The 12,603-nt window shown below is 60.6% G+C and carries 12 protein-coding genes; 7 read left to right on the forward strand and 5 right to left on the reverse strand.

Annotated elements, in window-relative coordinates:
* Nucleotides 1-77: 77 nt before the first annotated feature.
* The 3 genes from QZR14_RS08080 to QZR14_RS08090 all read left to right on the forward strand — a co-directional run bounded on the left by QZR14_RS08080 (nucleotide 78) and on the right by QZR14_RS08090 (nucleotide 4,129).
* Nucleotides 78-1,727, forward strand: coding sequence for an acyl-CoA dehydrogenase family protein (locus QZR14_RS08080; protein WP_311996286.1), 1,650 nt, complete (start codon nucleotides 78-80; stop codon nucleotides 1,725-1,727).
* Between the two features lie 194 nt (nucleotides 1,728-1,921).
* Nucleotides 1,922-3,421, forward strand: a complete 1,500-nt coding sequence (gene amn, locus QZR14_RS08085; RefSeq protein ID WP_250607803.1) for an AMP nucleosidase — start codon at nucleotides 1,922-1,924, stop codon at nucleotides 3,419-3,421.
* 72 nt (nucleotides 3,422-3,493) lie between these two features.
* Nucleotides 3,494-4,129: a pseudouridine synthase gene (locus tag QZR14_RS08090; RefSeq protein WP_311996287.1), complete on the forward strand. Its 636-nt coding sequence runs from the start codon at nucleotides 3,494-3,496 to the stop codon at nucleotides 4,127-4,129.
* On the opposite strand, the gene QZR14_RS08095 is transcribed toward QZR14_RS08090, so the two are convergent.
* Both QZR14_RS08095 and QZR14_RS08100 read right to left on the reverse strand, forming a co-directional pair.
* The gene (locus tag QZR14_RS08095; protein WP_003228500.1) at nucleotides 4,124-4,333 is read right to left on the reverse strand and encodes a DUF2788 domain-containing protein; all 210 of its coding nucleotides are present in this window, start codon (nucleotides 4,331-4,333) and stop codon (nucleotides 4,124-4,126) included. The genes QZR14_RS08090 and QZR14_RS08095 overlap by 6 nt on opposite strands.
* 279 nt (nucleotides 4,334-4,612) lie before the next feature.
* Nucleotides 4,613-5,092, reverse strand: a complete 480-nt coding sequence (locus QZR14_RS08100; protein ID WP_008081091.1) for an Lrp/AsnC family transcriptional regulator — start codon at nucleotides 5,090-5,092, stop codon at nucleotides 4,613-4,615.
* Nucleotides 5,093-5,545: 453 nt separating this feature from the next.
* On the opposite strand from QZR14_RS08100, the gene QZR14_RS08105 reads away from it, so the two are divergent.
* On the forward strand, nucleotides 5,546-6,562 hold the full coding sequence (locus tag QZR14_RS08105) for a DUF6515 family protein (RefSeq protein WP_311996288.1): 1,017 nt from the start codon (nucleotides 5,546-5,548) through the stop codon (nucleotides 6,560-6,562).
* Between the two features lie 13 nt (nucleotides 6,563-6,575).
* On the opposite strand, the gene QZR14_RS08110 is transcribed toward QZR14_RS08105, so the two are convergent.
* Both QZR14_RS08110 and QZR14_RS08115 read right to left on the reverse strand, forming a co-directional pair.
* Complete coding sequence (locus QZR14_RS08110) at nucleotides 6,576-7,484, reverse strand: cation diffusion facilitator family transporter (protein ID WP_250607810.1); 909 nt, start codon at nucleotides 7,482-7,484, stop codon at nucleotides 6,576-6,578.
* Nucleotides 7,485-7,496: 12 nt separating this feature from the next.
* Nucleotides 7,497-7,916 (reverse strand): hypothetical protein, encoded by a 420-nt coding sequence (locus QZR14_RS08115; protein ID WP_007909665.1) that lies wholly within the window; start codon nucleotides 7,914-7,916, stop codon nucleotides 7,497-7,499.
* Between the two features lie 110 nt (nucleotides 7,917-8,026).
* Between QZR14_RS08115 and hrpB the strand changes: the two genes are divergently transcribed.
* The 3 genes from hrpB to QZR14_RS08130 all read left to right on the forward strand — a co-directional run bounded on the left by hrpB (nucleotide 8,027) and on the right by QZR14_RS08130 (nucleotide 11,686).
* Entirely contained in the window at nucleotides 8,027-10,546 is a 2,520-nt protein-coding gene (gene hrpB, locus QZR14_RS08120; RefSeq protein ID WP_311996289.1) for an ATP-dependent helicase HrpB, read from the forward strand.
* Between the two features lie 128 nt (nucleotides 10,547-10,674).
* A complete protein-coding gene (locus QZR14_RS08125) occupies nucleotides 10,675-11,247 on the forward strand; it encodes a hypothetical protein (RefSeq protein WP_311996290.1) in 573 nt (190 codons plus the stop codon).
* Between the two features lie 13 nt (nucleotides 11,248-11,260).
* Nucleotides 11,261-11,686 carry a hypothetical protein gene (locus tag QZR14_RS08130; RefSeq protein WP_250607852.1) on the forward strand — a complete coding sequence of 142 codons (426 nt, stop codon included), beginning with the start codon at nucleotides 11,261-11,263 and terminating at the stop codon, nucleotides 11,684-11,686.
* Here the strand turns inward: QZR14_RS08130 and QZR14_RS08135 are convergent.
* On the reverse strand, nucleotides 11,665-12,594 hold the full coding sequence (locus tag QZR14_RS08135) for a LysR substrate-binding domain-containing protein (RefSeq protein ID WP_250607854.1): 930 nt from the start codon (nucleotides 12,592-12,594) through the stop codon (nucleotides 11,665-11,667). The genes QZR14_RS08130 and QZR14_RS08135 overlap by 22 nt on opposite strands.
* Nucleotides 12,595-12,603: the final 9 nt, after the last annotated feature.

The following is a 12,603-nucleotide window of genomic DNA, read 5'->3' on the forward strand; positions in this document are numbered from 1 at the left end:
AGTTCGGCGGATATGACACTTTGATCGATCCTGGGGCGGTGCTTAACTGACCTTCTGGATGACCAAGGAGTACCGTCATGAACCTGCATCAGTTCGCCGAAACCCACGAAGTCACTAACCAGCCACCGTCGCTGGACGGCACCAACCTGTACCGCATCGACCTGCCGTTGCAGGAGTGGTCGCGGCGCTTTGGTGCCGGGTGGGCGGAGTCGCGGATCGATGCCTACGGTGCACTCGCTGGTGGGCCGTTGATGGAAGCCGGGTTCCTCGCCAATCAAAACAAACCGGTGTTTGCCAGCCACGATCGCTACGGCCATCGCATTGATCTGGTGGAGTTTCACCCGGCGTATCACCAGTTGATGCGCACGGCGATCGAGCATGGTCTGACGTCGATGCCGTGGACTCATCCACAGGACGGCGCGCATGTCGCGCGAGCCTCGATGAGCTATCTGCACAGCCAGGCCGAAGCCGGCAGCGGTTGTCCGTTGACCATGACCTTCGCCAGTGTGCCGGCTCTGCGTTTGCAGGCGAATATCGCTGAGCAATGGCTACCGAAAGTCCTCGCCAGCGAATACGACCCGCGCAATGTCGGCATGGCGCACAAGGCCGGCGTGACCATCGGTATGGCCATGACCGAAAAACAGGGTGGCACCGACGTGCGCGCCAACACCACCAAGGCTTACCCGGTCGGCGCCAGTGGCCCGGGCGAGGCGTATGAACTGGTCGGGCACAAGTGGTTCTGCTCGGCACCGATGTGCGATGCCTTCCTTACGCTGGCGCAGACCGACAAGGGCTTGAGCTGCTTCCTGCTGCCACGCCATCGCCCGGATGACACGCGCAATCAGTTCTACATCCAGCGCCTGAAAAACAAACTCGGCAACCAATCCAACGCCTCCAGCGAAGTGGAGTTCCGTGGTGCGCTGGCGTGGATGGTCGGTGAAGAAGGGCGAGGCGTGCCGACCATTATCGAGATGGTGGCGATGACCCGTTTTGATTGCATGGTCGGCTCCAGTGCGCTGATGCGTCAGGCGCTGACCCAGGCCAGCCACCACTGCGCACACCGTAAGGTCGGCGGCAAACTGCTCAGCGAGCAGCCGCTGATGCAAAACGTACTGGCCGATCTGGCCCTGGAAAGCGAAGCCGCGCTGGCGCTGAGTTTGCGCATGGGCAAGGCGCTGGATCATCTGGATGATCGCCACGAAGCGCAATTTGCGCGGTTGGTGACGGCGGTGGGCAAATACTGGATCTGCAAGCGTGCGCCGGGGATGATCAACGAAGCGGCGGAATGCATGGGCGGCGCCGGATATGTCGAGGACAGCATTCTGCCGCGCTTGTATCGCGAGGCACCGGTGAATTCGACGTGGGAAGGTTCGGGGAATGTGCAGTGCCTCGACGTGCTGCGGGCGTTGTCGAAAGAGCCGGGCGTGCTGGACGTGTTGTTCAGCGAACTCGGTGACGGGCATGGCGACCAACGCCTGGCCGCGCATATTCAGCAGTTGCAGGCGCAATTCAAGGACACCAGTGATATTCAGTATCGGGCGCGGCAACTGACCGAAGACATTGCGCTCGGTTTGCAGGCCAAGCTTCTGTTGGAGGCGGGGAATTCAGCCGTCAGTGATGCGTTCATTGCGAGCCGTCTGAGCGGTGGCGGCCGAGTCTACGGCGCATTGCCGCGTGGGCTGGACGTCGAAGCCCTCGTCGCCCGCTCGACCCCACAAGGCTTCTAATCACACAAAATCCCCAACGCCACAAAACCCTGTGGGAGCTGGCTTGCCAGCGATGGCGGTCAGTCATTCAACATCGATGTTGAATGTGACGGCCTCATCGCTGGCAAGCCAGCTCTCACAGGGATTCGAGTTGTCTGAAAGATTTGGCTGTAGCTACAACGCCACTGTTCCCGTGACGCCACGATGCAGGCAAGATGAAGCTCTGCAAGTCAGAACACAGGAAGCTGATCGTGACCGAAGCGTTTATTGTCGTTCAAACCGCCGAACAAGCCGTGGACCGTCTGGCCGAGCTGCATGAGCGGGCCACCACTGCGCTGAACTCGGCGCTCAAGCGTTACCTCAAGGATCGCGTCGAACCCGACGCTGCGCAGCGTGCTCTGTTTCGTTATCCCGAACTGCGTCTGACCTATCACTGCCAGGGCGAAGTCCCGCAGACCACCCGCGCTTACGCCAAGGTGCAACTGCCGGGCACGTACAGCGTCACCGTCACCCACCCGGCGGCGTTCCGCAAATACCTGCTCGAACAACTGACCCCGTTGATGCACGACTTCACCGTGACCGTGGAAGTCGGCGTCAGCCAGCAAAACATTCCGTATCCGTATGTGGTCGAGCAGGGCGATGAACTGGCCGGTTCCGGTGTCACCGCTGCCGTGCTGGCGCGGGTGTTCCCGAGTACCGATCTGTCCGCCGCAACCGATGGCATCGCCGACGGCCTCTACGACTGGGAAAACACCGATCCGCTGCCGCTGGCGCTGTTCGATGCGGCGCGCGTGGATTTCTCGCTGCGCCGTCTGGTGCATTACACCGGCAGCGACTGGCGCCATGTGCAGCCGTGGATTCTGCTGACCAACTATCACCGCTACGTCGACCAGTTCATCGTCCATGGCCTGGAGCAGTTGCGCAAAGACCCGCGTTTCGTGCGCATGGTCTTGCCGGGCAACGTGATCATCGAGAAGGGCATGGATCATGGCGAAGCCTCGGCGATTGCTGCCGGTGTGGTCTGGCACCGCTACCAGATGCCGGCCTATCACCTGATCGCCAGCGATGGCCACGGCGTGACGCTGGTCAACATCGGCGTCGGCCCGTCCAATGCCAAGAACATCACCGACCACTTGGCGGTGCTGCGCCCGCATTGCTGGCTGATGATCGGCCACTGCGGCGGCCTGCGTCAGTCGCAGACCATCGGCGACTACGTGCTGGCTCACGCTTACATGCGTCGCGACGGCATTCTCGATCGCGTGGTGCCGCCAAACATTCCGATCCCGGCCCTGGCCGAAGTGCAAATGGCGTTGCAGCAAGCCGCGGCGAATGTCACCGGCGAGAAGGGCGATGACCTGAAAAAACGCCTGCGCACCGGCACCGTACTGACCTACGACGACCGTAACTGGGAATTGCGTTGGGCGCAGGAGCGGCCGTTGATCAACCTGTCCCGCGCTGTCGCGGTAGACATGGAAAGCGGCACGATTGCCGCACAGGGTTATCGTCTGCGGGTGCCGTACGGCACGTTGCTTTGCGTTTCGGATAAACCGCTGCACAGCGAAATCAAACTGCCGGGTTCGGCCAATGCCTTCTATGAGCGGGCGGTCAGCCAGCACTTGAAGATCGGCATCGAAGCGGTGGATCTGCTGCGCACCGAACTCAACTCGCTGCACTCGCGCAAACTGCGCAGTTTCGACGAACCGCCGTTCCGTTAACGCTTAGTCGTGGTCATTTGGCGGTCGGGGCACTAGCATTGTCAGCCCCGACCGTTAGATGTTCTTTTCGCCATGTCCCGTCCCCCGCGTCCCCCTTCCCGCCGCCCAGGCGTGAAGCCGCAGTCTTCTTCCCCACGCCGTGTTGCCAAGGCACCACCGGCCGAGCCGAAGCTGATCCTGTTCAACAAACCGTTCGATGTGCTGACGCAATTCAGCGACGGAGAAGGGCGGGCGACGCTCAAGGATTTCATCGATGTGCCGGGCATCTATCCGGCCGGACGCCTGGATCGCGACAGTGAAGGTTTGTTGTTGCTGACCAACGACGGCCAGTTGCAGGCGCGTATCGCCGATCCGAAACACAAACTGGCGAAGACCTATTGGGTGCAGGTCGAAGGCGTGCCGACGGCCGAGCAGTTGCAACGTCTGCGTGATGGCGTCGATTTGAATGACGGCATGACTTTGCCCGCCGAAGCGCGGCAACTGGATGAACCCCAGTTGTGGCCGCGCAATCCGCCGGTACGCTTTCGTGCGACCATACCGACTTCATGGCTGGAACTGGTGATTCGAGAAGGGCGCAACCGTCAGGTACGGCGCATGACCGCGGCGGTCGGGTTGCCGACGTTGCGCCTGGTGCGGGTCAGGATTGGCGACTGGACGCTTGAAGGGCTCGATCAGGGCCAGTGGAAGGAAGTGCCTGCGCGCTTATAAAGCGCCGGATTCGATCAGGCCGATCACCACACTCTTGATGATGAACGCGGCCACGCCCAGGCCCAGCACGAAGAACAGAATGAACGAGCCAAAGCGCCCGGCCTTGGACTTCTTCGCCAGATCCCAGACGATGAAACCCATGAAAATGATCAGGATGCTGACCAGGCCAGTCATCATCCACTCTTCGAATACTGCTGGATCCATTGGGACTCTCCGGCACGGGCGCGGCTAAAAGGGCGCGGCGAGTATACGCCAAGGTGTGTGGGGTGGCATTGATCTGGGTCTGATCTGACGACTGGCCCTCACCCTAACCCTCTCCCAGAGGGAGAGGGGACTGACCGAGGCGTCTGGCGTCATACATCGACCTGAAAAATCGAGTCGATTATGGATTCACAGCAGCATTTTCAGGTCGGCGTACTTCGAGAGCATCTCTCGATCGGCCCCCTCTCCCTCCGGGAGAGGGCTGGGGTGAGGGGCTTTTGATCAGTTGCGCAGGTGGGTCAAGGGCAGTTCAGTGCTGTTGAGCACCTGATTCAGTACGAAGCTTGAGCGCACACTGGTCACGCCTTCAATCCGGGTCAAATGCCCCAGCAACAGCTTCTGATAGTGATCCATGTCCGGCACCACCACTTTCAACTGATAGTCAGCATCCACCCCCGTCACCAGACTGCACTCCAGCACCTGCGGCAACGTACGAATCGCCGCCTCAAAATTCTCGAAACGCTCCGGCGTGTGCCGGTCCATGCCGATCAGCACATACGCGGTCAGGCTCAGCCCGAGCATCTTGCGATCGAGCAATGCCACCTGGCGCGAGATGTACCCGTCGTCTTCCAGTTGCTTGACCCGGCGCGAGCAAGGGGAGGGCGACAGACCGATGCGCTCGGCCAGCTCCTGGTTGGAGATGCGGGCGTCGCGCTGCAATTCCGCCAAAATACTCAGGTCGTAACGGTCGAGTTTGCTCATCAATCTGTCCTTGGTTGTAACTATTGCGGCAGATTATCTATCCAGGGTTAAAAATTGCGCAAGTGGTGTTTATTTCAGCAATCTTCGCAATCCTCTGTCGCGGGCTCAGGCTTATTCTTATCACCAGAATCACTGCTCGGTAACACAGTCCACAGCGGCCCGCCCTATCAGGCCCGCCGCGGTCGCCGCCCCCACCGGGGTTGTGCCGGCCCCCGAGCTGCACACTGTCCAGAAGACGGCGTGAGGTGAGCCGACGTCAAAAGCGTCGAGCCAGGACGAAGTTCTCTAGAAGGGAGGCCGACGGGTCTCCCTTTTTTCTTGCCTGCGATTTCATGCCGGACGCTCAATAAATAAGTTGCGTGACTGATAACCTGTTGCAGAACTGGAGGTGGATCTTCCCAGTCTTAGTTACAAGTTGTCTTGCATTTACAGGCCCCCGCAGTGAGGAAGAGCATGAATTCGCACATCTGGCGTCTGGCCGGTGTTGGTTTGTTGTGTGTCAGTGTCAGTGTGCAGACACTTGCCGATGAACCGCAGAATCGTGGACCGGATGGCGGTGGCCACGGCCAGGACCATCAGGGCAATAATCAGAGCCATGGCGGCAACAATCAGCCGCGTCCGCAGAACAACGAAATCATTCGTGGCGACAACAGCCGCCAGTTCGAACACAACGGTCAGCCGCACAACAACAATGGTCAGTGGCAAAACCACGATCAGAGTCGTCCGGCTTACAACCCCAACCCGGTACGCCAGCCGCCACCGCCGCCACAATTGCCGGCCAATAGCCTGCCGATCCAGCCACGGCCCGATGCAGTGCGTCAGACTCAGGAACCCCGTCAGGGCTACTACCGCGACGAGCGTCCGCAAAACGGTTATCACAACCAGCAATGGCAGACCAACAATCGGCCCAACGACAATCGCTGGCCGGGACGCCCGGACGGGCACGGCAACGGTTGGGGCCCAGGCCCGCAATATCGGCCGGGGCATGTGATCGATCGCTTCCCGGATCGTGACTACCGCGTGCCGTATCGCGGTCAGGATTACTTCTATTCCGGCGGCTATTGGTATCGCCCGCAAGGCCCGCGCTACATCGTCGTGCAGCCACCACGCGGGATTCGCATCCAGTATTTGCCGGACTACGCCCGTGAAGTCTGGATCGGGGGTTCGCTGTTGTTCCTCGCCGCCGGTGCCTACTACGCCTATCAGGAAGCGACGCAGGATTACGTGGTCGTCGAACCGCCGGTGCAGCCGCAGCCGCAATCCCAGGGCTATGACGTCGAAGCCTATCCGGCCAACGGCCAGTCACCGGAGCAAGTACAGCAGGACGGTTACCAGTGCTATCAGTACGCGGTGCAGCAAAGCGGTTTCGACCCGCGCACCGCAACCTACCAGCCTGCGCCTGAAGTGGTGCAGGCGTACCGCCAGGCGCAGGGCAATTGCCTGAGCAGTCGCGGTTATCAGGTCCAGTAAGAGCAGCGGCGAGCTACAAGCTTGAAGCTTGCGGCTCGCGGCTTGTAGCTGCTTTTATCGGGTCGGCGTGCACCAGCACTTCGGCTCGCGGGTAGGCCTTGTGAATGGCATCGGCGGCTTGGTCGCTGATGCCGTGCGCCACTGACAAGGTCAATTCCCCCGGCAATTCCAGGTGCAACTGCACAAACCAGTGGTTACCGGAGATCCGCGTACGCAGGTCATGCGCGCCCAACACCCCCGGCACACTGCAGGCCAGTTCGAGCATGTGCTGACTGACATCCGTTGGCAGTTCCTCATCCATCAGCACCGAAAAACTCTCCCGGGCGATCTGGATCGCACTCCACAGAATGTAGGCGGCAATGCCGAGTCCGAACCAGGCATCCAGTTGATGCCAGCCGAACCCGGCCAACACCAGCGCCAGCAGAATACTGCCGTTGAGTAACAGATCGGATCGGTAATGCAGTGAGTCGGCACGCACGGCGTTGGAACCGGTCTGCTTGATCACTCGATGCTGCAGCATCAGCAAGGCCACCGTCAGCAGCAATGAGAAAATGATCACGCCAATGCTGATCCATGGCGCGCCAAGCGGTTCCGGCTGCTGGATGCGTTCATAGGCCTGAAACGCGATCAACACTGCACTGCCGCCAATGAACAGCGCCTGCGCCATGCCCGCCAGCGATTCTGCCTTGCCGTGACCATAGCGGTGATCGTCATCGGCCGGGCGCAGCGCGTAATGCACCGCCAGCAGATTGAGCATCGAAGTAACACCATCCAGCGCCGAGTCGGTGAGGCCGGCGAGCATGCTCACCGAACCGCTGAGCCACCAGGCGATGGCTTTGGCGATGATCAGTGTGCACGCCACCGCTACCGAGGCGCGGGTTGCCAGCCTGAGCAGGCGGGCGTGTTCGGGGCTGGATGTCATTGAACGTCCTTTTTAAGCGGCGGGTTGCAGGCCGAACATCGCCAGTTGTTGAGTGCTGCCCTTGTGTTGAATCAGGCGCGGATCGTCGAGAGGGAAGTCTCGGCCCAACTCGCTTTCGAGAATAGCCTGCAACTTGTGATTATCGACCTGACCGTCCGGGCCGATGGCTTGTTTGAGTTTGGCCGGGTCGATCTGCGCCGTGTGGCCCGGTTCGAAATAGATCGCGCCGGTGGCGAAGTCGACGGCAAACGCGATCAGCCCGGGAATCACGTAGAACAGCAGGCCCACGGCATCGAGCACGGCAATCGCCGGGTCGATCTTGCCGTCGATTTGACCGCGCCGGTCCGGGTAGAAAATCGAACCGCACGCGGTGATCTGCGTGAGCAGGGTGGCGACCAGTACACCGCCGATCAGGCGAAAAGGTAAGCGCATGGAAAAATCTCCTGAGTCATCTGATAACGAAGCTTCGTCTTGTGAAGTTAAGACCCTGACGAACGCCTGGCAGTTCGCCGTTATACTCGCGCCTCTGTTTTGGAGCCAGCATGATTTCTTTGCCAATCGATGACGTTTTACCCGCCCTGCGTGAAGCCCTCGCAACACGCCACGAAGCCGTGCTCGAAGCACCGCCCGGCGCCGGTAAAACCACCCGTGTGCCGTTGGCCTTGCTCAATGAAGCGTGGCTGGCCGGGCAGACCATTCTGATGCTTGAGCCGCGCCGTCTCGCCGCGCGTGCAGCCGCAGAACGTCTCGCCAGTGAGTTGGGCGAGAAGGTCGGTGAAACCGTCGGTTATCGCATTCGTCTCGACAGCAAGGTCGGCCCCAACACACGTATCGAAGTGGTCACCGAAGGCATTCTCACCCGCCGCTTGCAGGATGACCCGGCGCTGGAAGGCGTGGGCCTGCTGATTTTCGACGAATTCCACGAACGGAGCCTCGACGCCGATCTGGCGCTGGCGTTAAGTCTGAACGGTCGCGAGCTATTCCGAGCTGAACAGCCGCTGAAGATTTTGCTGATGTCCGCCACGCTGGAAGGCGAACGTCTGGCCGGGCTGCTGGATGATGCACCAATCCTGCGCAGCGAAGGGCGCATGTACCCGGTGACGATGCGCTGGGGCCGGCCGTTTCAGCCTGGCGAATACATCGATCAGCGCGTCACGCAAACCGTGCTCGAAGCGCTGCACGATGAAAGTGGCAGCCTGTTGGTGTTCCTGCCGGGGCAGGCGGAAATCCGTCGCGTCCATCAACAACTGGCCGACGCCATCGGTGAGCGCAGTGATGTGTTGCTGTGTCCATTGCACGGCGAACTGGACCTCAACGCCCAGCGTGCCGCCATCGACCCGGCGCCGACCGGCCAGCGCAAAGTGGTGCTGGCGACCAACATTGCCGAGACCAGTCTGACCATCGACGGCGTGCGCGTAGTCATCGATGCCGGGCTGGCGCGGGTGCCGCGTTTCGATCCCGGCAGCGGCATGACGCGCCTCGATACCCAGCGCATTTCCAAGGCCAGTGCTACGCAGCGCGCAGGTCGGGCAGGGCGTCTGGAACCGGGCGTTTGTTATCGCTTGTGGTCGCAGGATCAGCACGAGCAATTGGCCGCTTACGGCAGTGCGGAAATTCTGTCGGCGGATCTCGCCAGTCTTGCGTTGCAACTGGGCCGCTGGGGTGTGACGCCGGGCGAACTGGTCTGGCTCGATGTTCCGCCTGCGGCCGCTTATGCCCAGGCGCAGGAGTTGTTGCAGCGGCTCGGTGCGCTGGAAGGGGAAACGCTGACTTCCCACGGTCAGGCCATGGCTGAGTTGCCAGCGCATCCGCGCATCGGGCATTTGCTCCTGCGCGGGCAGGCGTTGGGTCTGGCGCACATGGCCTGCGATGTTGCTGCGCTGCTGGGCGAGCGCGATATCTTGCGCGGTGCCGGGGCGGATTTGCACAGTCGATTGGCGCTGCTTTCCGGCGAAGAGCGCGCGGCTCGTGGTGCGCAGAGCGGGGTGCAGCGGGCCAAGCAACTGGCGCGGCAATATCGCGGTTACCTGCGTGGCAAGCCGAGCGAGCCGGTCAGCGATCCTGATCATCCGCGCTGGCTCGGCGCCTTGCTGGCGCTGGCCTACCCGGATCGTGTCGCGCAACAGCGGCGTGCCGGTGGCGCCGAATATCGTCTGGCCAACGGTCGCGCGGCGCTGTTCGCCGAAGCCGACAGCCTGATGAAAGAGCCGTGGATCGTCATCGCCGACCTCGGCAGCCGTCAGGGCCAGCGCGAAGAACGGATTTATCTGGCGGCGGATTTCGATCCGGCGCTGTTCGATTCGGTGCTCGCCGAACAGGTGCGCAACGTTGATCAACTCGACTGGGACGAACGCGAAGGCGTATTGCGCGCCGAGCGCCAGCGCAAGGTCGGCGAGCTGATTCTCAGCCGTGAACCGTTGACCGGTCTTGATGAAAATGCGCGCAGTCAGGCGCTGGTCAACCTGGTGCGACGCAAAGGGCTGGAGTTGTTGCCGTGGACGCCGGAGCTGCGCCAGTGGCAGGCGCGCGTGGCGCTGTTGCGCCAGTTGGATCTCAGCACTCAGGACGACAGCCAATGGCCGGATGTCAGCGATGCGACGTTGCTCGATACCCTTGAAGACTGGCTGATGCCTTATCTGGGCAAGGTCTCGCGACTCAGTCATTTTGCCAATCTGGATCTGTCGAGCATCGTCCGTAATCTGCTGCCGTGGCCGTTGCCGCAAAAGCTCGATGAGCTGGCGCCGCATCATCTGAGTGTGCCGTCGGGGTCGTCGATTCGCCTGGATTACAGCGAGTTTCCGCCGATTCTCGCGGTGCGTTTGCAAGAGTTGTTCGGGCTCGCCGATACGCCGCGAATTGCCGGCGGGCGACAGGTGGTCAAGTTGCACCTGCTGTCGCCAGCACGGCGGCCGGTGCAGGTGACGCAGGATCTGGCCAATTTCTGGCGCAGCACTTATGCCGAGGTGAAGAAGGATCTGAAGGGGCGGTATCCGAAGCATTACTGGCCGGACGATCCCTTGGTCGCCGAAGCCACAGCACGGGCAAAACCTCGGGGCACTTGAGCAGCAATGGCAGCGCGCCATTAGCCCATCCGCCCTAATTGCCCCTGTCCGAGCCGCCTCCTAAAGTGGCGGCCCGAACAATAACAAGTTGCTGCCTGGCAACGTGTACCCAAGGAACGGAACTGCTCATGTCATCTTTCTTCAAGTTCAAGAAGTTGATCTTCTTGTCGGCTGCGCTGCTGTTCGCCTTCAATTCGGCAAATGCCGAAGAGCCCAACCCTGTAGGCGACTGGTGGATTATCTACGGCAATGGCGTGGCCCAAAAAAACATCATGTATGTCGCCGATGCCACGTCGGTAGTGCCTTCTGAAAAAACCAAAGGCGCGACCATGGTGGCGGTTACGCTGGTTTATGAAGAGCCGGGCAAACCAATGATCGACGTGTACAACCTCGAAGCCCAGTGCTCTACGGGCAAGGTGCGCTTTATCAATGGCCAATCCGTCGAGCGTCTGGCTTACACCCTGCGCCATCTGAAAGTTGCCAATCAATGGCAGACCCCGAAAGAGTTCTGGGTACAGCAAGCGCTGAAGTTTGTCTGTGCGCCGGGCAGTCGAGCAAAAAACGACATGGCCGCCGTGGGCAAGATGGAATACCTGCAGATGATCGAGATGCTGCAGCAGATGTTCTTCAAACTCGCACCGATTCAGGAAAAGAGCCAGATGATGGACAACATCGACAGTCTGCTCGAACTGAAAAAATAAGCCGGGACAGCCAATGACTTACATACGCTTATTGTTGGCCGCTCTGTTGGCCGCCTTGCTCTTGACTGGCTGTTCCGCTATTGCGCAAAGCCGCTGGGAAGGGCGTGATATGCAGGAAGCGCTGGACTTGTTCGGCACGCCCGATTCGATGCAAAAGGAAATCGCCCCGAACGGCGAACCCTTGGCGGTGCTGACCTGGTACAAGTCCGCGAGCTGGACAACCACCGAAGCGGCCGGCACCTCGATGAACCATACCGGCAATGGCATGGTGTACACCGAGTATTACCAACAGGTCGGGCACAGTTCCGATTGCAAATTGCAGGCGAAGATCAACCAACAAAAGAAGATTGCGCAGTTCCTGATCGAAGACGGGCGGCTCCTGCATGGCAAGTGCCTCAACGTCAGGTTTGTCCCCGGTTATATTCCCCCAGGAATGTGAGCGGTCTGGGCGGTCAGTTGTTCGCGGCAATAATCGGCGAACAACTGCGCCGGTTTGGTCAGTTGCCCGCGCTTGAGCCACGCCGCCACCAGCCCTGAACCGGTGACATCTTCGACGATATCCACGCACACGACTTTCTTGCCGTCGTACGTGCATTCCGAATGCGGTTTGGTCACCAGAATCGAAAAACCGAAACCCTGGCCGACCATCCCGCGCACCATCTCGATCGACGGCGAGCTGAACTCGATGCGCGGCGTTAATCCAAGCTCTTCGAAGAGGCTGACAAAATAGGTCCGGCTCGGCTGCACATCGAGCAGGATCATCGGATCCAGACACAGATCGCGCAGCGAAACCTGCTTGTACTGGGCAAAACGATGATCCGCCGGCAACAGCGCATACGGCCGTTGCGCCGGCATCAGCGGTTCGGTCTGGATGGTCGCATCGAGCTCGTGTTCGTACAGAATCACCAGATCGAACGCCCCCGAGGTCAGGCCTTGCACCAGCTCTTGCTGCTCGCCGTCGCGGATGCGGATTTGCACCCCCGGATACAGCGCCGAGAACCCCGCGATCAACTGGGGCAAGTACAACGGCGCAACCGTTTCGAAACAGCCGATATCGATCTGCCCGGCGACCACGTCATTGTCGGCGAGGGCGTTCTGCTCGAACTCCTTGGCCATGCGCAGCAGTTCCTGCGCCTTGCGCAGAAAGCGTGCACCGCTCGGCGTAAGGGAAACCCCTTGCGCGTGATGGCGGATCAGCAGTTGCACGGCGAAGCTGTCTTCCAGCGCCTTGATCGCGGTGGAGATCGCCGGTTGCGCGATGTACAGCTTGCGCGAGGCCTCGGCGACGCTGCCGCATTCGACGGTAGTGATGAAGTATTTCAACTGACGCAAATTGTAGGCGGCCACGGCAAACCT

This window comes from Pseudomonas sp. rhizo66, from assembly GCF_031931925.1.
Classification (GTDB): Bacteria; Pseudomonadota; Gammaproteobacteria; order Pseudomonadales; family Pseudomonadaceae; genus Aquipseudomonas.

Excerpts from the sequence above, each read along its gene's own strand:
- QZR14_RS08080 (WP_311996286.1), top strand. The coding sequence starts at position 78 with ATGAACCTGCATCAGTTCGCCGAAACCCACGAAGTCACTAACCAGCCA.
- amn (WP_250607803.1), top strand. The coding sequence starts at position 1,922 with ATGAAGCTCTGCAAGTCAGAACACAGGAAGCTGATCGTGACCGAAGCG.
- QZR14_RS08090 (WP_311996287.1), top strand. The coding sequence starts at position 3,494 with ATGTCCCGTCCCCCGCGTCCCCCTTCCCGCCGCCCAGGCGTGAAGCCG.
- QZR14_RS08095 (WP_003228500.1), bottom strand. The coding sequence starts at position 4,333 with ATGGATCCAGCAGTATTCGAAGAGTGGATGATGACTGGCCTGGTCAGC.
- QZR14_RS08100 (WP_008081091.1), bottom strand. The coding sequence starts at position 5,092 with ATGAGCAAACTCGACCGTTACGACCTGAGTATTTTGGCGGAATTGCAG.
- QZR14_RS08105 (WP_311996288.1), top strand. The coding sequence starts at position 5,546 with ATGAATTCGCACATCTGGCGTCTGGCCGGTGTTGGTTTGTTGTGTGTC.
- QZR14_RS08110 (WP_250607810.1), bottom strand. The coding sequence starts at position 7,484 with ATGACATCCAGCCCCGAACACGCCCGCCTGCTCAGGCTGGCAACCCGC.
- QZR14_RS08115 (WP_007909665.1), bottom strand. The coding sequence starts at position 7,916 with ATGCGCTTACCTTTTCGCCTGATCGGCGGTGTACTGGTCGCCACCCTG.
- hrpB (WP_311996289.1), top strand. The coding sequence starts at position 8,027 with ATGATTTCTTTGCCAATCGATGACGTTTTACCCGCCCTGCGTGAAGCC.
- QZR14_RS08125 (WP_311996290.1), top strand. The coding sequence starts at position 10,675 with ATGTCATCTTTCTTCAAGTTCAAGAAGTTGATCTTCTTGTCGGCTGCG.
- QZR14_RS08130 (WP_250607852.1), top strand. The coding sequence starts at position 11,261 with ATGACTTACATACGCTTATTGTTGGCCGCTCTGTTGGCCGCCTTGCTC.